Below are 17864 nucleotides of genomic sequence, written 5' to 3' on the forward strand. Positions count from 1 at the left end.
TCAGAAACGCACCGTCGAGGACACGTGGCGCCACATCGGCCACCTCGTCGAAACCATCGAGGCAGCCGAATGCAAGAACTACTTCGAAAACGCAGGCTACGCTTCCGTCAAAATATGAAACGCTCTAGATAGGGCCGGGAGCACATCTATGACGCTGGAATTGACGGCTAAGGACCGATCCATGCTCGACGGCGAGCAGGGCCTGTCCGCAGCCGCTGCCATGAAAATCCTGGTCGCGTTTTCCAATGCGGTCGGGGCGGGCGGCCTGCTCGACATTGTCGGGGCCCATATCGATGGCTGTCTCTACCACGGCAAGGCAGGGCTCGATTTCGTCGAGCGGCTGGTCGAAGGCGGTGGCCGCGTCCAGGTGCCGACGACATTGAATGTCGGCTCGTTCGACCTCATCCATCCCGGCATGGTGAAAATGCCGGCGGCGGAAGAGGTGCCGGCGCGGCGGCTGATGAAGGCGCATCTGGAGCTCGGCTGCCAGGCGACCTTCACTTGCGCGCCTTACCAGACGCGGTTCCGGCCAAGCTTTGGCGAGCAGATCGCCTGGGGCGAATCCAACGCCATCGTCTTTGCCAATTCGGTGATCGGCGCGCGCACCAACCGCTATGGCGATTTCATCGATCTGTGCTGCGCCATGACCGGCCGCGCGCCGGCCTGGGGTCTGCATCTCGGCGAGAACCGGCGCGGCCGGATCCTGTTCGAACTGGATGTCCCAGACGGCGAGCCGAGTGACAGCCTTTTCGTCGGCGTCGGGCTAATCATAGGGCAAGCGAGTGGCGACCGCGTTCCGGTGATTGCCGGTCTGCCGCAGCCGCGCGATGAGGACCAGCTAAAGGCGCTGGGCGCGGCGGCTGCAACGACGGGTGCTGTGGCGCTGTTCCATGCGGTCGGCATCACGCCGGAAGCGATGACGCTCGATGAGGCGTTCCAGGGTCATGCGCCTGACGAGACGATCCGCATCACCCGCGCCGATATCGACCATGCGCTGGCCAGCTTATCGAGCGTAGGGGATGGCGCGCCGGTGGCGGCCGTGTCGCTCGGCACGCCGCATTTTTCGTATGAGGAGTGGATGCGACTGCTGCCGCTGCTGCGCGAGGCAGCACCCGGAAGGCGCATACCGATCTACGTCAACACCGGCCGTGCGACCCTGGCGCGACTGCAGGAGGAGGGCGCGCTGGCGGGGATGGAGGCGTTTGGTCTGGTCCCAGTCGCTGACACCTGCACCTATGTCACATCGATCCTGGAACGCCTCGACGGCGTCGTGATGACCAATTCCGGCAAATGGGCGCATTATGCACCGGGCAATATCGGCGTGTCCGTCGCCTTCGCCGAGATGGAGGATTGCATCCGCTCCGCTGTCGTCGGGCATGTCGTGCGGAGCGCCTCATGACGCGACCGGTGGAACGAACCGGCACCTTCCAGTTGGCCGGCGAAGCCAAGGGCCAGGCGCTGGTGTTCTCGCAACCCCTCAGCTTCTGGGGCGGTATCGATGCCGAGACCGGCGACATAACAGACCATTCGCATCCCGGCCTCGGCCAGAATGTCGCCGGCAGGATTTTGGCCATGCCGAGCGGGCGCGGCTCATCGTCGTCATCCTCGGTCCTGGCCGAGGCGATCCGCAGAGGCACGGCGCCGGCCGGTATTCTTCTGGAGCGGCCGGACCCGATCCTGGCGGTGGGCGCCATCGTTGCCGAATTTCTTTATGACATCCGCATGCCGCTGGTGGTGTGCGATATTTCGAACCTTGTCTCCGGTGATCAAATTGATATCGGCATCGGCAAAGACGGCGGGCCGATCATCAGAGTTCACCCCGCCATCAATCCGGCAGCACCACGCCGCCAATAGGCAGCCGCCAGCGTTTGATCGCGACCAAGTCCCATAGTGTCGCGCCAATATTCGCGCACGATCTTGGCGGCAGCGGCTTCCGCCGCGAACCAGCCGAAGGCCGAACCGTCCTGCGGCCACGCCACCGAGCGGACAGTCTCGGCCAGCCGTCTGTCCTCGCCCGCCGCCACGCCATCCCGTGTCAGCCAATGCACTTCGATGCGGGTGGGATTGGCGATCTTCTGCCGTTCACCGTCATTGGCGATCTCGACGAAGGCAACGCCTTTTGTCTCGGCCGGCAGCGTCTCCAGCAGCCGCGCCAGCGCCGGCAGGCCGGTTTCATCGGCACCCAAGACATACCATTCTGCCTGCCGCACCGGACGGCCGACCGGTCCCATGATGCCGACCTTCATGCCGGGCGCTGCCTGCATGGCCCAGGTGGAGCCGACGCTCTCGCCGGGATGAATCAGGAAGTCGACATCGATGATGCCCTTTTCCACGTCGAGCGCGCGGATGGTGTAGACGCGCGCCACCGGGCGCCGGTCATCGGCGGGCCAGACCGGCAAGCCATTGCCACCGAGCACCGGCCACAGCGGATCGGGCACCTCCCTGGTCGGAAACAGCATGCGGATATGCATGCCGCCGAATTTGGCGAAACGGCTGAGATCCTCGCCGGCCAGCCGGATGCGGCGCATGTGCGGGGTGAGGTCGCGAATATCCGTCACCACCATCTCGCGGAACTGAGCGAGGCTGGTTTCGCCTGAGAGATCGCCGGTCCAGACGATCTCGGGGTTTTCCTCCTTGGCGTAGACCTGTACGGCCGTGGCCAGCAGGTCCTTGATACGGGCCAGCCCGTCGCGGTCGGCGGCATTGGCCCGCATCACCAGCCGTTCCATGTCGAAAGAGGCGCCACCGAAGGCAAAGCGGAAATTGATGCGCTGTCCCTGATGCGAAGCATCGGCCTCGAAGCTCTGCAGTCTGTCGCTGATGCTGTCCATGTAATCAGGCAGACGCCGCAGGTTGAGCCGCGTCTCGCAGGCCAGTTCACGCACCGATGCTTGGCTCATTGTCAGCCTCCGATCCTGCCGGTGAGGGCTACCTTGAAGGTGCGGCCCTTGCCCTGTTCGGTTGCCGCCGAGGTCGACCATGCGCTTTGCGGGTCGGTGTAGGCGGTGTTGAAGATGTTATCGACGCCGAAATCGAGCTTGAGGTTGTCATTGACGCGCCAGTTGGCGAAGACATTGACCAGATCGAATCCGTCATCGACGACCGGCAAGGCGTTGGGATTGGTGCGGCTGGTGCGGGTGATCTTGCCGACGCTGAGATATTGCGCGCCGACGGTGAGCTGGTCCTCCAGCATGCGGAAGCCGATCGTGGCCGAGAAGCGGTCGAGCGGCGTGTTGTTCAGTGCCTGGCCGGAATAGACGCCGCTGACGACCTTGGCGTCGATCAGCGCACCGGAGAGGTTCACGAAACCTGAGCCATAGTCATAAACCATCTCGGCCTCGACGCCCTTCAGGCGTGCGTCGCCGATGTTGATTGCCGTGCGCGGCAGCACGGTCAGGTCGACGTCGATGTAATCCTCGACGGCAGTGTGGAAGACGTTGAGCTTGGCGCGCAGCCGGTCATCCGCTGTCAGCACATCGTCATATTTCACGTTGACGCCGGCCTCCCAGTTCTTCGCCGTCTCGGGCTGCAGCAGAAGATTGGGCCGATATGTATCGCCGCCACCATGCGCGCCGCCGCCACGGAAGACATCCTGCAGGCCCGGCGCCCGATAGCCTTCGGAATAGGTGCCATAGAGCTGAAAGCCATCGAATGGCGTGACGCCGACGGTGAGGCGCGGCGACCAACGATCGCCGGAGATCGAGGCTTCCTGCGGCGACGGGATGCGCGTTTCGCCATCGAGCTGGTAGCCGTCATACCGCATCGCAGTGATGACCTGCAGCCAGTCCTCGTAATCGCCCTGCCACTGCAGGAAGCCGCCATAGCCCTGCTGTTCGCCAGCGCCGAAATGCGCCGCTTCCGAGGAGGCCTCGAGATAGTAGTAGTCGAGTCCGTAGGTCAGCGTATGTGCTAGTCCCCAGGCGTCGAAACGTGAGGAGTTCTTCACGTTGAAGCCGGATGTGGCGACATCGTAAAAACGGAAATTGCCGATCCCTGAGGCAGGCGCGACCTGCGTCTGCTCGGCGCGGGTGCGGTTGTGGTAGGCATTGGCGCTGAAGTCGATCAGCTCGTTGTCGTCTGGCTTCCAGGTGTAGGCGGCGGTGTAGGTCTGGTTGGTGGTGTTGGTGTCGTAGCGGCTCAGCGTCGGCGAGGTCGAGCCGCTGGATCCGGTGATCTGGTCGTTGTAGCGCTGCAGGATGGCGCCGAGCTTCAGCTCGTGGCCATCGGCCGGCCGCAGCGTCGTCTTCAGATAGCCGCTGGTCACCCGCTCGCGGTCCACGGCACGGTGTCGCCATTGCCGTCGGTGTAGCTGTCGCGGTCGCGATAGATGAGGTTGCCGATGATGTCGGCATCGTCGCTGAAGCGGTAGGCGCCGGTGGTGCTGGTGGTGAAGCCGTCGCCATTGTCCTCATAGCCGAGCTTCTCGCTCAGCGCCCAGCGCTCGTCCTTCTTGAGGAAATCGCCGGCATCCTTGGTCTCGAAGGAGACGACGCCGCCGATGCCGCCCGAACCGTACGCATTCGACACCGGGCCGCGAATGACGGTGGCTTCCTTGATTAGGTCCGGCTCGACATAGAACGAGCCCGAGCCGTGGCCGACGCGCCAATAGTCCTGGCGGGCGCCGTCGAGGGTGACGACGACGCGGCCATATTGCTCCAGGCCGCGAATGTTGATGGCGGTTGCGGGATCGTCGCCATTCATCGAGGCAGCGACGCCGGGCGTGGTGCGGAAGATGTCGGCCGCTGTGTCGGGCTGAATGCGGTCGAGCTCGTCCTGATCGACGGCGCTGATGGCGGCCATCGATTCGATCACCGCCGTTTTGATCATCGTCGCCGAGATGGTGATCACGTCGAGCATCGTCGCCGGCTGGTTCTGCGCGACACTGGCCGACGCCAGGCGGCCGGTCTTGGCGGCGGCCTTTTTCTCCTGGTCCTGTTCCTGCGCGCTGGCAAGAGGCACGGCGCAGAGGCCGAGCACGAAGGCGAGCGCGGTGCTCGCCATCAAGGTCGTGTTTGTTGTCGTTGTCATGGTCACGCAGCCCCAAGCAAAAGCAAAACTGCTGGCGGTGGCTGAAGGGCCTTGGCTGGCATGATCGAGAATCCCTCGACCAGGCGGGCCGGGGGCAGAGGTCACATATTAAAACATGATGACATAAGTCAACTTTAAATTTATAGCCGACCATCATCGAGAAGCATTCACGGAGCAGCGGGCATGGTTGGCAGTGTGGGCGAGGGCAAGGGAATGTGCTGGATGCAATCAGGCAGGATCGCGGCGGTGCTGCTTCTGGCGCTGTCGGTGCTGGCGCCTTCCTGTGGTTTCCAGGCGCTGGCCGCCGAGGGCGTTGTCGACGCGCTGGGACGAACCGTCGCGCCGGGACCGGCAACGAGGATCCTGACGCTCGGCTCCGACGTCACCGAGATCGTCCACGCGCTCGGCGCCGGCGAGCGGATCATCGCCGTCGATCGCGGCAGCAAATATCCGCCATCCGTGGCCGGAAAGCCTAATGTCGGCTACCGCCGCCAGCTTTCGGTCGAGGGGCTGGCCAGCCTGCGTCCCGACCTGATCCTGGCCGCCGAAGACAGCGGGCCTCCTGAAGCGGTCGAGGTGCTGAAGTCGCTGGCAATCCCGATCGTCTTCGTCCCGCAGGACAACAGCCCGCAAGGCATCGACCGCAAGATCACGCTGATCGCCGCCAGCCTTGGGCTCGAGGACAAGGGCAAGGCGGTTTCCGCCGAGGTGCTCACGGCCTTTCAGGCTGCCGCGGATCTGGCGTCGCAAATCCCGCCGGAGCGGCGCAAGAAGGTGGTGTTCTTCCATGGCCTGGTACGTCTGAGCGCTGCCGGCGCGGGTACTTCTGCCGACGCCATCATTTGCTATGCCGGCGGCCTCAACCCGATGGATGTCGTGCAGGGCTACAAGGTGGCATCGGAGGAAAAGCTGATCGAGATGGCGCCTGACGTCATCCTGATGATGAGCGACGGCAAGGGCGGGCCGACGCCCGAGCAGGTGTTCGGCAACCGCGCGCTGGCGGCAACGCCGGCGGCGGCCAACAAGGCGCTGGTCGTGCTTGACGGCGCCTACATGATCGGCTTCGGCCCGCGCACATCAGATGCGATCCGCGACCTGGCGAAGGCGCTCTATCCGGAAGGGGAATGACGTCGCGAAAATCGGAAGGCGGTTCGGCTGGGCAGTACCAATTTCGTCGCCGAACCCGTTGCGCTTGATAAATCCTGTCCGTCCGGATTTCTCCGGATCGGCTTCCGCCCGAACAAACTTGGCGGCTCAGCCTGAAACATTGGCACGATATTCTAAGCCGCGCGGTTGACCGTGAATGCGCTCTCCAGCCTATAATTATACTAAATTCATAGACTAACTGCGAACGTTCGGAGCGCTCGCATCTTGGGCTGTGAAAAATGGTTGCACAAGGGAGCGCATCGATGCCGAAGACAGAGTCCAATCCGATCGACCTCGGCACCAGGGCGGCCGATTTCCTGTTGCCCGACGCGCAAGGCGTGCTGCACCGCCTCGCCGATTTCGACGCCAAGCCGGCCTTGCTCGTCGCCTTCATTTCCAACCGCTGCCCGTTCGTCGTGCTGATCCGCGAGCAGCTTGCCGCTTTCGCTCGGGATTATGCGGGCAAGGGGCTGCAGGTGGTGGCGATCAACGCCAACGACCACGAAGCGCATCCGGAAGAAACGCTTGCCCGTATCGGCGAAGAGGCCGAAAAATTCGGCTATTCCTTCCCCTATCTCAAGGATGCGTCGCAGCAGACGGCGAAAGCCTATGGCGCGGCCTGCACGCCCGACTTCTTCCTGTTCGGCACTGACCGGCGGCTCGCCTATCACGGCCAGTTCGACGAGGCGCGGCCGGGCAACGGCAAGCCGGTGACGGGTGCCGATCTGCGAGCGGCGGTCGACACGGTGTTGGAGGGCGGCAGGCCCATTGCCAGCCAAGTGCCGTCGATCGGCTGCAACATCAAATGGAGTGCCGGCAACGAGCCGGTCTGGTCTTCCAGCGCGGCGCGCGCGGCCTAGCGCCGGCCTCGACGCATTCGCCAGGTGTCCATGCCCAAGCCGCAAAAATCCGCTTCCGACAGCTTGCTGCTCCAGGCAGACGTGCTGGTGCTGGGCGGCGGTCCGTCGGCAGCCTGGGCAGCAGTCGCTGCGGCCGAGGGCGGCGCCAAGGTGGTGCTGGCCGACAAGGGCTATCTCGGCACCAGCGGCGCCACTGCGCCGTCCAATACCGGCACCTGGTGCGTACCTCCGGGCGACAACAGGCACGCCGTAGTCGAACGACGCTGGCAGCGCACCGGCGAACTCGCCGACCCGCGCTGGATGCTGCGCTGCGTCGACACCGCCTATCGCAACCTGCTCAGGCTGTCCGAATGGGGCTATCTCTTTCCGAGCGAGGATGACGGACGGCTCTACATCGCCAATCTGCGCGGCCCGGACTACATGCGCTTTATGCGCCGCCGGGTGCTTTTGGCCGGCGTCACCGTGCTCGACCATCATCCCGCGCTCGAACTGTTGTCGGATGGGGATGCGATTGTCGGCGCCGCAGGCGTCGCCAGGCAGATTGGCCAGGATTGGCGCGTCGACGCCAACGCGGTGGTGCTGGCGACCGGCGGCTGCGCCTTCCGCGAACGCATCCTCGGCGCCACCGGGCTGACTGGCGACGGCTATCTGATGGCGGCGGAGGCCGGCGCCAGCCTGTCTGGCATGGAGTTCACCGGCAAATACACGCTGGCGCCCTATGGCTCATCGCTGAACAAGGGCCTGCCGTTCCGCTGGGCCTCGTTCCATCGCGAAGATGGCTCGCCAATCGTCGGACCGACCGGCGAGCCGTTGCGTAACGGCATCGGCGACCGCGAGGAGGAAGTAGCGCGCGCGCTGATCGACGGCCCGGTCTATGCGCGGCTCGATCAGGCCGAGCCGGCGCTGCAAGGCTGGCTGCGCCAGGGCCAGCCGAATTGCTTCGTGCCCTACGACCGCGCCGGCATCGATCCGTTCAGCGAGCTGTTCCGCGTCACCTTGCGCGCCGAAGGCACGGTGCGCGGCACCGGCGGCATCGACATCGTCTCCGACGATTGCGCCACCGGCGTGCCCGGCCTCTACGTCGCCGGTGATGCCGCCAGCCGCGAGATGATGACCGGGGCCGTGTCGGGCGGCGGCGCCGTCAATTCATCCTGGGCGCTGGCCAGCGGCTGGTGGGCCGGCAAGGGCGCCTCGACCCATGCCAGGCGCCGGACCGGCAAGGCGTTCCGCAGTGCGGTGCAGTTGCTCGGCCAGGCCGGGTTGCGTCCGGCATCGTCGGCGAGTGCCGACATCTCGGCGAGCGAAGTTATCGAGGCGGTGCGTAGCGAAGTGACGCCGCTCGGCAAGAATTTCTTCCGCACTGGCGAGGGCCTGGAGAAAAGCGGCGAGCGGCTGGAGAGTGTCTGGCGCGACGTGCGCGACCATCTGCAAGGCGAGGGGCTGGATCGGGTCCGCACGCGCGAGGCGGCATCGATCGCCGCTGCCGGGCGCTGGTCCGTGGCCGCAGCGCTGCACCGCACCGAGAGCCGCGGCATGCATCGCCGCACCGACCTACCGGGCAAAAGCCCTGCCTTCGCGCACCGGCTGGTCATCACCGGTGTGGATGAGTTCCGCATCGCAGGTGCACCAGAGCGGCTGGCGGAGCTGGCGTCATGATCGAGATCGTCTCGGCCACGCGCTGCGTCGAATGCGACATCTGCGTCAAGGTGTGTCCGGCCAATGTCTTCGACGCGACCGACAATGGCGTGCCGGTAATCGCTCGCCAGGAGGACTGCCAGACCTGCTTTCTCTGCGAGATCTACTGCCCGACCGACGCGCTTTACGTGGCCGAGTTCGCCGACGGGCCGACCGGCATCACGGAAGCTCAGGCCGACGCCCGACGGCTGTTCGGCTCCTATGCCCGCGCGCTTGGCTGGAAGCGCGGCAAGGCGGGCGGCTCGGAATTCGACCCGACGCACCGCATCCGCGTGGCGCAGTGAACCGATCGGAGACAGATATGGATCGCCCGAACATGGACCGGATCGTCGTCAGCGACATCAGCAAGACGTTCCAGCTCAAGCCGGGGCAGTTCGTCACCGTGGATGGCGAGGCGACCGACCGCGTCACCGTGCTCGACGGCGTTGATCTCTCGATCCGCCAAGGCGAGTTCATCACGCTGGTCGGCCCGAGCGGCTCGGGCAAGTCGGTGCTGCTCGATATCATTGGCGGGCTGACGCAGGCGACCGGCGGCAACGTCCAGCTCGACGGCAGGCGCATCACCAGGCCCGATCCAAAGACCGGCTATGTCTTCCAGCAGTATGCGTTGTTTCCCTGGCGCACCGCGCTCGCCAACATCGAATATGCGCTGGAAGTGCGCGGCGTGGCCAAGGCCGAGCGTACCGCCACAGCCCGCCATCTGTTGGCGCTGTTCGGCCTTGCCGGTTTCGAGGACCGTTTTCCCAACCAGCTGTCCGGCGGCATGCAGCAGCGTGTGGCGATCGCGCGTGCGCTGGCCAGCAACCCGGAAGTGCTGCTGATGGATGAGCCGTTTGCGGCGCTCGACCAGCAGACGCGTGAACTGCTGCAAGGCGAGCTGCTGCGGATATGGGGCAAGATCAACACGACTGTCATTTTCGTCACCCATTCGATCGACGAGGCGATCTTCCTCGCAGATCGCGTGGTGGTGATGACGGCGCGGCCGGGCGCGGTGAAGGAGATCATCGATATCGACCTGCCACGGCCGCGCGACGGCGACATCCGCGCCAGCGCCGAATTCAACGCCTATCGCGCCCGCGTCTGGGACGTGCTGCGCGACGAGGTCAACAAGGCGCAGAAGGACTGGACCCTGTCGCCAGCCTTCAGCCACTGAGGAGCTGGACCAATGGCCTATCTGACCGAGAAGTTTGGCTCCGCTGGAGCGCTCCACCTGTTTGCCGGCGCTGGCGAAACGGTCGCTGCCGCCAGGGTCCCGGCCATCAAGGCCAGCGCCAAGATCCGGAGCAAGAAAGCGAGCCACGGCACCTTTGTCTACGGCCTGCCGCTGCTCGGCCTGTTTTTCCTGCTGTGGGAGATCGCGCCACGGCTTGGCTGGCTGAACCGCATCTTCTTTCCGCCGCTGAGCGAGGTGCTGGTCGCCTGGTGGGCCCTGCTCGCCTCGGGCGTGCTGGTCGACCACATCGGCATCAGCCTGCAGCGCGCGGCGATCGGTTTCGCTCTCGGCGTGGTTGTCGCCATTCCGCTCGGCCTGTTGATGGGGCGCTATTCGCTGTTCGAGAAGGTCAGCGATCTCCTGGTGCAGACGCTGCGCAACACCTCCCAATTCGCGCTGCTGCCGGTGTTCATTCTTTTGCTCGGCATAGGCGAAGAATCGAAGGTGGCGATCACCTTCTACTCCTCGGTTTTCTTTCTCCTCGTCAACACGATCAGCGGTGTCAAGTCGGTGGATCCGCTGCTGATCAAGGCGGCGCGCTCGATGGGTACGTCCGACTTCGATCTGTTCCGGAAAGTCATCCTGCCGGCCAGCATTCCCTCGATCGTCGCCGGCGCCCGGCTGGCGGTGAAATCCTCGCTGTTCGCGGTCATCGGCGCCGAGATGCTGGCGGCCAAATCCGGCCTCGGTTTTCTCATCCAGAACTCGCAGCTGATGATGGAAACGGCTGACATGTATGCCGGCATCCTGACGCTGACCGTCATCGGCCTGACCGTCAATTACCTGCTCGTCTGGTTCGAGCGCTGGGCGACAGCCTGGAAAGGCCAGTCCGAGACCTCGCTCATCTGAGCCGTCCATTCATTCCAATCAGGAAGGATTTTTCCCATGCCCAGCATTCCATTCGATGCACTTCGCCGACTGCTCCTGAAGGGCGCCATTGCCGTCGTCATCGGCCTTGGCGGCATGCCGGCCTTCGCCCAGGACAAGCCGGAAATCATCCGCATCGGCAGTACCGCGCCGGGGCATCTCAAATTCATCCTCGCCCAGAAGGACGGCTGGTGGGAGAAGGAATTCGCCAAGGACGGCATCAAGGTCGAACTGGTGACTTTCAATGGCGGTTCGGAGGCGACGACAGCGTTGGCCACCGGCGCGATCGAATTCACCTATACCGGCAACAATCCAGCGCTGCGCGTCGCTGCGTCCGGCGCCGACGTCAGGCTGATCGGCTTGTCGAGCTATGTGAAGGCTGGCGGTTCCTATATCGTCGTCAAGACCGACTCGCCGCTGAAGACGCTGCAGGATCTCAAGGGTAAGAAGGTCGCCTATTTGACCGGCACGGTGCGGCATTCGAATTTCAGCAAGGCGCTGAACAGCGTCGGCCTGACCACCAATGATGTCGAAGGTCTGAACCTGCCTTTCGAGGCATCCGGCCCGGCGCTGCTGCGCGGCGATATCGACGCCATTGTCGAGACCGATTCGACGGCGGCCAAGCTGGTCGACACCGGCGAGGCGCGCGTCCTGTTCGACACCAGCACCCATCCGGAATGGAACGTGCCCAACGTCATCTCGGTCAACGGCGCCTTCGCGGCGAAATATCCCGATCTCGTCAAGCGGCTGCTAAAGGTCGACATCGAGATTTCGCGCTGGGCCGACGCGCATCCCGAGGAAACCATCAAGACCTTTGTCGAGGCGACCAAGTCGTCGGAAAAATCCGTGCGCAAGACCTATGCCGATGGCGTGTTCCATCAGGACCCGAAACTCACCGACGACGCGATCGCCGCCCTGCAGGGCGAGGAAAAATTCATGGCGAGCGCCGGGCTCCTGAAGGGCTCGATCGACTACGGCAAATGGGTCGACAAGAGCTTTGTCGATGGCGCTGCCGCGGAGGTCGCCGCCGTACAGTAGATCGGAAGCATCGAGCGGGGCGCCTTTTGACGCCGCGTCTCCTCGTTCGGTCCGTCAGATCTCCGGGATGTTCTCCTTGAAGATCACCTGCAGCCTTGGCTGATGCAGTTCATAGGGCAATCCCCTGACCGCATGGGTCAAGGTGTTCAGCGCTTCGCGGGCTTCGACGCGCGGATTCTGGTCGATGACCGCGTCGAGCGTGCCGTCGAGCAGAAGGTCCTTGGTGCCGTCCGTCACCTCATGGCCGAGGAAAACCATGGACTGAGCCCGGCCGCGTTCCTTGAGCGCGCGGGCGATGCCGGTGTTGCCGGCGCCGACATTGTAGATCGCGGCAAGGTCGGGATGCCGCTCCAACAGGGCTGATGCCTCCGAATAGGCCTTCTCGCGGTCGTCGAGCATTTCGCGCATCTCGACGATCTGCAGATTGGGTGATTCCTCGGTCAATACGTGGCGGAACCCCATCTCGCGTTCTTCGTGGCCGCGATAAGACAGCGAGCCGGCGAACAGCGCCACCTTGCCCGGACGCCCCGATCCCATGAAGCGGTTGAGCAGATAGCCGGCCAGCCGCCCGGCGGCGCGGTTGTCGATGCCGATATAGGCGACCCTGGGCACATGCAGGATATCGGACGCGATGGTCACCACCTTGATGTCGTCGGCCGACAGGGAGCGGATCGCTTCGCGCACCGTCGGATGGTCAAGCGCGATGACGCCGACGCCTTGCGTCTGTCCGCGCAAGTCCTGCAGCAGGCGGGCGAGCCGGTCAGGATTGAAGCCCTCTATGGTGGCGATACGAACATCGAGGTCGGGCCGCGCCAGAGCCTGTGCCTCGATGTGGCGGTGCAGCATCTTGATGAAGGAATTGGTGCCGGCCGGCAGGGCGAAGTCGAGCCGGATGACCTCGCCGGGCGAGGGTCGTGGCGGCGCGCCGTTCGGGCCTTCGGCGATGTAGCCGAGGCGCTGCGCCATTTCGAGCACGATTTGCCGTGTGCGCGCCCGTACGCCGGGTCGGTTGTTGAGCACGCGGTCGACGGTGGCGGCCGAGACGCCGGCCTCCCGGGCTATGTCAGTCAGGGTGGAACGCACCGTCTTTCATCTCCTGCATGCGTCAGATCGGCTGGTGACGGCTTCCCCGCCATCGGCGATTCTGATGGGAAATGATGTATCCGCCCTTGGCCGATGTGCAAGCCGCCGCGCTAAATCAAATGGTCCGGCAGGGCTGCGCAGGGCCGGTAAGGGCCGGGTGCCCTCAAATTGAGGCATCCGGCGTGACGCATGGATCCCGTTTTTGTGCATTTCCTTGCCTTGCTGCAACGTTATGAGGTGTTTTGATTATTTATGATGTTGACAGCCTTGCCGTGCTGCCGTCAATATCCCTCAAGGGCCGTGGAGGAAACGTGGCCCTGAGGGAGGAGTTTCAATGTCTGACTTGATCCGCATCTCGCGGCGCCGGCTGCTGGCATCTGGAGGAAAGGCGGCCGTGATCATGGCTGCCGCTGGTATCGCACCCCAATTCATTCGTCCCGGACGTGCCTATGCGGCCGACGCGCTGGCGCCCGGCATGATCGGCGGCGCGACGGGCTTCGAAGGGGCCGAGCGCTACCAGTATGGCGCCGATACGCCGGAAGGCCGCGCCATCGAGGCGGCCAAGGCGCTGAAGGGCGCCGGCAAGGCGCCGGCCAAGATCGTGCTCGGCCTGTCCGACGGCTCGATCGGCCAGCTCACGCAGCCGTTCCCGGCCGGTGCGCCGTCGATCAAGGAGTTGTGGGAAAAGGAAACCGGCATCGCGATCGAAATCGTCGGTTTGCCGAACGGCCAGGAATTCACCAAGACGATGCAGGACATCTCCACCAAGGGTGGGGCCTACGACATCTACTCGACCGAATGGAACCGCCTCGGCGACCTCGCCGAAACCGGCGGCATCGCCAAGCTCGATGACTTTGTCGCGCAGCACAAGCCCGAATGGGACGATCCCGTCAGCGGCTATGTCAACGGCGCCAAGGGCGTGTCGCTGCTCAACAAATACCGCGGCTCCAACTATGGCGTGTCGCTGGACGGCGACTTCCAGACCTGGGTCTACCGCACCGACCTGTTCGGCGACGAAGCCGAGAAGAAGGCCTTCAAGGACAAATACGGCTACGATCTGGCGCCGCCGAAGACCTGGAAGCAGCATGGCGACATCGCCGCCTTCTTCCAGCGCCCGGACAAGGGCCTGTTCGGCTCGACCGACCTGCGCAACCAGGGCTGGGGCTACACGAACTGGTACCAGCGCTATGTCTCGATGGCTTCGCCCAACCAATTCCTGTTTGGCGATGACGGCAAGCCGATGATCAATTCCGAGCAAGGTATTGCCGCCACCAACGAATATGTCGCTTCGCTCGCGCATCATTCGCCGGATGCGATCTCCTGGGGCTGGCCGGAGCAATACGGCAATTTCGCCAAGGGTGGTGCGGCGATGACCTGCGCCTTCTCCAACTTGCCGAAATTCCTCGACAATGCCGGCAACAAGGATTCAGCCGTCACCGGCAAGATCGGCTCGATGCTGCCGCCCGGCCGCGAGATCGGCGGCAAGCTGATCAGCCGTTCCGTGCTGTGGTTCTCGCTGACCGGCATGGTTTCGTCGCAGTCGAAAAACCAGGAGGTCGCCTATCTCCTGCTGCAATGGCTGGGCTCGGCCCGCATCTACGCATGGATGAGCGCCAACCCCGGCGGTTATCTGGACCCGTTCCGGCTTTCGGACTTCTCCGATCCGCTGGTGCGCCAGACCTATCATGCCTACCACATGGACGTCGTGCGCGAGACGGTCGCCCGCACCGTGCCAACCATCAACTATCCCGGCGCGACAGCCTTCCACAATGCGCTCGACGAGAACCTGATGGCGGCGCTGACCAAGGCCAAGACATCGGAGCAGGCGATGGCCGATACCGAGGCAGAGTGGAAAAAGATCGCCCGGCGCACCGGCGAGGACAAACTGCTCGAAGCCATCAAGACCAACAAGGAGGCCTGGCCGACAGTTCTCGATCCAATCGTCTGATCTTTCTCCCTGGATCATATCGAAGGAGGGGAGGAGCTTGCTTCTCCCCTCCGCCCACAACGCCACCAGCAAAGCCGCCAGATGAAGCGTTCCGTTCCTTTCCTGATATTCCGCTATGCCGCGATCTTCGCGGCCATGGCGGTGACGCTGGTGCCGATCCTGTGGATGGTATCGATGGCCTTCAAGCCAATCGCCGAATGGTCGGCGACCGGCGCCGACCTGACCTGGTGGCCGAAGAACCCGACGCTCAGCAATTTCCGTTTCGTCTTCGGCGAGTCGACCAACAATTTGATCGTCGCGCTCGACCGTAACGCGCTGAAGCCGATCCTCGCATCGCTGCTGTCGGCGGTTTTCGGCACGGTGATCGCCATGTCGGCGGGCACTGCCGCGGCTTATGGGCTGTCGCGTTTCGGCTCCGGCCAGAACCTGCCGCTGGCGCTGATCCAGCTCAGGATCTTTCCGCCGATGGCGGTCATGATCCCGGTGATGATCATGTGGGCTTTCCTCAACTTCACCGACAGCTGGTGGGGCCTGGCGCTGATCTACGGCATCGTCACCTTGCCGTTCGCCTTCTGGCTGATGAAAACCTTCTTCGACGACATGCCGCGCGAGATCGAGGAGGCGGCACTTGTCGAAGGCTGTTCGCGGCTGCGCGTCTTCACCCGCATCACGCTGCCGATGATGCGCGCGCCGCTGGCCAGTGCAGCACTCTTCGTCTTCATCCTCAACTGGTCGGACTATCTGATCGCGCTGCTTCTGACGACGCGCGAATGGGTGACCATCCCGGTCTACATGGCCTCGCTATCCTCCTCGATGACTGGGCAGCTCTATGGCGCCAAGGCGGCGCTTGGGCTGATCGCGGCCGTGCCGCCGGTCATCATGGGCATCGCCATCCAACGCCATCTGGTGCGCGGGTTGACGTTCGGGGCGCTCAAGCAATGAGCGCGGTGACGGTCATGACTTCCAAGGATGAGATGAAAGCCGTCGGAGCAAAGCCGGTTTCGCGCGACGAGGGCGCAAGGCTGGGTTTCCGGCTGACATTGCCTGCTCAGATCCTCGTGCTGTTCATCTCGGTCTTCCCGCTGTTGATGCAGCTCTACATCAGCGTCACCGACTGGTCGCCCCTGTCGGGCACCGGCTGGTGGAACGCCTGGTCGATGTGGAACAGCTTTGCCAACTACACCGATCTCGCCGTCGACACGCGCTTCTGGAGTGCGCTGAAGCGTACGGCCATCGTCATGATCGTCTGCGTGCCGGCGGAATTCCTGCTTGGGCTGGCGCTGGCGACGCTGTTTGCCGACGATTTCCCGGGCAAGCGCGTCTTCTATTCGATCCTGCTGATGCCGATGATGGTGGTGCCGGCGGTGGCCGGCTACATGTTCTTCATGCTGTTCCAGTCGGGCGGCCCGGTGAACGACATCTTGTCGTCGCTCACCGGATCTCCTGTCACCATCGCCTGGCTGTCGGATCCGACGCTGGCGCTGATCGCTGTCATGATCGCCGACATCTGGCAGTGGACGCCGCTGATGTTCCTTATCCTGCTTGCCGGCCTGGTCGGCGTGCCGGAGGACCAGATCAAGGCGGCGACGCTGCTCGGCGCCAATCCGTGGCAGCGCTTCGTCACCATCGTGCTGCCGAAGATGAAGACGATCATCATCATCGCGCTGGCGATCCGGGTGATCGAGAACTTCAAGATCTTCGACACGCTCTACATCATGACCGGCGGCGGTCCAGGCGTCGCCACCGAAACCATCTCGGTCTACATCTACAAGCTCACCACGCAGGACCTGATCTGGGGCTATGTGGCGGCGATCGCGCTGGCCATATTGATCGTGCTCTCGATCGTCGCGGTGTTCGCCATGAAGCGCATGGCGCGGGCGCGCGAGGTGCCGGCATGAGTGCCATTCACCTGCAGAACCTTGTCAAGAAATTCGGTGACTTCACCGCGCTGAAGACCATGGACCTGGCAATCGCCGACGGCGAGTTCATGGCGCTGCTCGGACCGTCGGGCTGCGGCAAGTCGACGACGATGAACATGATCGCCGGCATGGAGGAACCGACCGGCGGCAAGATCCTGTTTGGCGAACGCGACATGGCCGGCGTGCCGATGGGGCGTCGTGGCGTCGGCTTCGTCTTCCAGAACTACGCCATCTTCACGCATATGACGGTGCGCCAGAACCTTGCCTATGGACCAAAAATGCGAGGGGCTGCCAAAGCCGAGATCGATCGCCGTGTCGGCGCCATCGCCGAGATGCTGCAGCTGACGCCGCTGCTCGACCGCAAGGCCGACAGGCTGTCAGTCAACATATTGCAGCGGGTGGCGATCGGCCGCTCGGCGATCATGGAGCCGGCGATCTTCCTGCTGGACGAGCCGCTGTCCAATGTCGACGCCGCTTTCCGGGCCGTCATGCGCACCGAACTGAAGCAGCTGCAGCGGCAGTTCCGCCAGACCATGGTCTATGTCACCCACGACCAGCTCGAGGCGATGACCATGGCCGACCGCATCGCGGTCATGGATCATGGCGTGCTGCAGCAGGTCGGCACGCCACTCGAGGTCTACAACGATCCCGCCAATGTCTTCGTCGCCCGCTTTATCGGTGCGCCGGGCATGAATCTGCTCAAGGGCAGGCCGGCGGAGAGCGACCGCGGACTGGTCGTCGATCTCGGACCGCTGGGCGTCACGCCGCCGCTGCCGGGCGAACTCGCAGCGGCCATGCGCGGTGCGCGCGGCGAGGTGCTTTACGGATTCCGGCCGGAACAGGCGACGTTGGTGCAGAATGGGCAGGGCCTCGCAATGCCGGTGACCTTTGTCGAACGGATCGGTGCGCGCACCATCGTTCATCTCGGCCAGGGCGAGGCGGCTGTGAAAACGGTGTTCGACAATGATGTCGGACTGGCTATCGGCGACACCGCTGTCATCGCCCCCACTACGTCGTCGGTGCGCGTCTTCGACGCCGCTACCGGCCTTGCGATGAAGGCAGGTTGA

17 protein-coding genes and 1 pseudogene are annotated in these 17864 nt (G+C 64.0%); 14 read left to right on the forward strand and 4 right to left on the reverse strand.

Annotated elements, in window-relative coordinates; genetic code table 11:
- The 3 genes and pseudogenes from EOA13_RS38355 to EOA13_RS20420 all read left to right on the forward strand — a co-directional run.
- Positions 1 to 118 (forward strand): annotated as a pseudogene (locus EOA13_RS38355) (IS630 family transposase); the annotation flags it as partial.
- 30 nt (positions 119 to 148) lie between these two features.
- On the forward strand, positions 149 to 1399 hold the full coding sequence (locus tag EOA13_RS20415; RefSeq protein WP_127295378.1) for an aconitase X: 1251 nt from the start codon (positions 149 to 151) through the stop codon (positions 1397 to 1399).
- Entirely contained in the window at positions 1396 to 1854 is a 459-nt protein-coding gene (locus tag EOA13_RS20420; protein WP_127295380.1) for a DUF126 domain-containing protein, read from the forward strand. Before EOA13_RS20415 ends, EOA13_RS20420 begins: the two co-directional genes overlap by 4 nt.
- On the opposite strand, the gene EOA13_RS20425 is transcribed toward EOA13_RS20420, so the two are convergent.
- The 3 genes from EOA13_RS20425 to EOA13_RS38825 are packed head-to-tail and all read right to left on the reverse strand — an operon-like array spanning position 1815 to position 5028.
- The gene (locus EOA13_RS20425) at positions 1815 to 2900 is read right to left on the reverse strand and encodes a siderophore-interacting protein (RefSeq protein WP_127295382.1); all 1086 of its coding nucleotides are present in this window, start codon (positions 2898 to 2900) and stop codon (positions 1815 to 1817) included. The two genes, EOA13_RS20420 and EOA13_RS20425, sit on opposite strands and share 40 nt — an antisense overlap.
- Positions 2901 to 2902: 2 nt before the next feature.
- Positions 2903 to 4279, reverse strand: coding sequence for a TonB-dependent receptor (locus EOA13_RS38820; protein WP_245490433.1), 1377 nt, complete (start codon positions 4277 to 4279; stop codon positions 2903 to 2905).
- Positions 4261 to 5028 carry a TonB-dependent receptor plug domain-containing protein gene (locus EOA13_RS38825; RefSeq protein ID WP_245490434.1) on the reverse strand — a complete coding sequence of 256 codons (768 nt, stop codon included), beginning with the start codon at positions 5026 to 5028 and terminating at the stop codon, positions 4261 to 4263. The genes EOA13_RS38820 and EOA13_RS38825 overlap by 19 nt, the downstream gene beginning before the upstream one ends.
- Positions 5029 to 5211: 183 nt before the next feature.
- On the opposite strand from EOA13_RS38825, the gene EOA13_RS20435 reads away from it, so the two are divergent.
- From EOA13_RS20435 to EOA13_RS20465, 7 genes are all read left to right on the forward strand, one after another.
- Positions 5212 to 6156: an ABC transporter substrate-binding protein gene (locus tag EOA13_RS20435; protein ID WP_127295384.1), complete on the forward strand. Its 945-nt coding sequence runs from the start codon at positions 5212 to 5214 to the stop codon at positions 6154 to 6156.
- Between the two features lie 281 nt (positions 6157 to 6437).
- Complete coding sequence (locus EOA13_RS20440) at positions 6438 to 7034, forward strand: thioredoxin family protein (protein WP_127295386.1); 597 nt, start codon at positions 6438 to 6440, stop codon at positions 7032 to 7034.
- Positions 7035 to 7064: 30 nt separating this feature from the next.
- Positions 7065 to 8690 carry an FAD-binding protein gene (locus EOA13_RS20445; RefSeq protein ID WP_127295388.1) on the forward strand — a complete coding sequence of 542 codons (1626 nt, stop codon included), beginning with the start codon at positions 7065 to 7067 and terminating at the stop codon, positions 8688 to 8690.
- Positions 8687 to 9013 (forward strand): ferredoxin family protein, encoded by a 327-nt coding sequence (locus EOA13_RS20450; protein WP_127295390.1) that lies wholly within the window; start codon positions 8687 to 8689, stop codon positions 9011 to 9013. The genes EOA13_RS20445 and EOA13_RS20450 overlap by 4 nt, the downstream gene beginning before the upstream one ends.
- Positions 9014 to 9045: 32 nt before the next feature.
- Positions 9046 to 9882 carry an ABC transporter ATP-binding protein gene (locus EOA13_RS20455; protein WP_127295482.1) on the forward strand — a complete coding sequence of 279 codons (837 nt, stop codon included), beginning with the start codon at positions 9046 to 9048 and terminating at the stop codon, positions 9880 to 9882.
- A gap of 12 nt (positions 9883 to 9894) precedes the next feature.
- Positions 9895 to 10791 (forward strand): ABC transporter permease, encoded by an 897-nt coding sequence (locus EOA13_RS20460; RefSeq protein ID WP_127295392.1) that lies wholly within the window; start codon positions 9895 to 9897, stop codon positions 10789 to 10791.
- A gap of 36 nt (positions 10792 to 10827) precedes the next feature.
- Complete coding sequence (locus EOA13_RS20465) at positions 10828 to 11847, forward strand: aliphatic sulfonate ABC transporter substrate-binding protein (protein WP_127295394.1); 1020 nt, start codon at positions 10828 to 10830, stop codon at positions 11845 to 11847.
- 54 nt (positions 11848 to 11901) lie between these two features.
- Here the strand turns inward: EOA13_RS20465 and EOA13_RS20470 are convergent, their stop codons facing one another.
- A complete protein-coding gene (locus EOA13_RS20470; RefSeq protein ID WP_127295396.1) occupies positions 11902 to 12930 on the reverse strand; it encodes a LacI family DNA-binding transcriptional regulator in 1029 nt (342 codons plus the stop codon).
- Between the two features lie 334 nt (positions 12931 to 13264).
- Between EOA13_RS20470 and EOA13_RS20475 the strand changes: the two genes are divergently transcribed.
- The 4 genes from EOA13_RS20475 (at position 13265) to EOA13_RS20490 (ending at position 17864) form a co-directional block, all read left to right on the forward strand.
- Positions 13265 to 14878: an extracellular solute-binding protein gene (locus EOA13_RS20475; protein ID WP_127295398.1), complete on the forward strand. Its 1614-nt coding sequence runs from the start codon at positions 13265 to 13267 to the stop codon at positions 14876 to 14878.
- Positions 14879 to 14959: 81 nt separating this feature from the next.
- Positions 14960 to 15820: a carbohydrate ABC transporter permease gene (locus EOA13_RS20480; RefSeq protein ID WP_013530821.1), complete on the forward strand. Its 861-nt coding sequence runs from the start codon at positions 14960 to 14962 to the stop codon at positions 15818 to 15820.
- A complete protein-coding gene (locus EOA13_RS20485; protein ID WP_127295400.1) occupies positions 15817 to 16776 on the forward strand; it encodes a sugar ABC transporter permease in 960 nt (319 codons plus the stop codon). The genes EOA13_RS20480 and EOA13_RS20485 overlap by 4 nt, the downstream gene beginning before the upstream one ends.
- The gene (locus EOA13_RS20490) at positions 16773 to 17864 is read left to right on the forward strand and encodes an ABC transporter ATP-binding protein (RefSeq protein ID WP_127295402.1); all 1092 of its coding nucleotides are present in this window, start codon (positions 16773 to 16775) and stop codon (positions 17862 to 17864) included. Before EOA13_RS20485 ends, EOA13_RS20490 begins: the two co-directional genes overlap by 4 nt.

It is taken from the genome of Mesorhizobium sp. M7A.F.Ca.US.011.01.1.1 (assembly GCF_003998295.1).
Classification (GTDB): Bacteria; Pseudomonadota; Alphaproteobacteria; order Rhizobiales; family Rhizobiaceae; genus Mesorhizobium.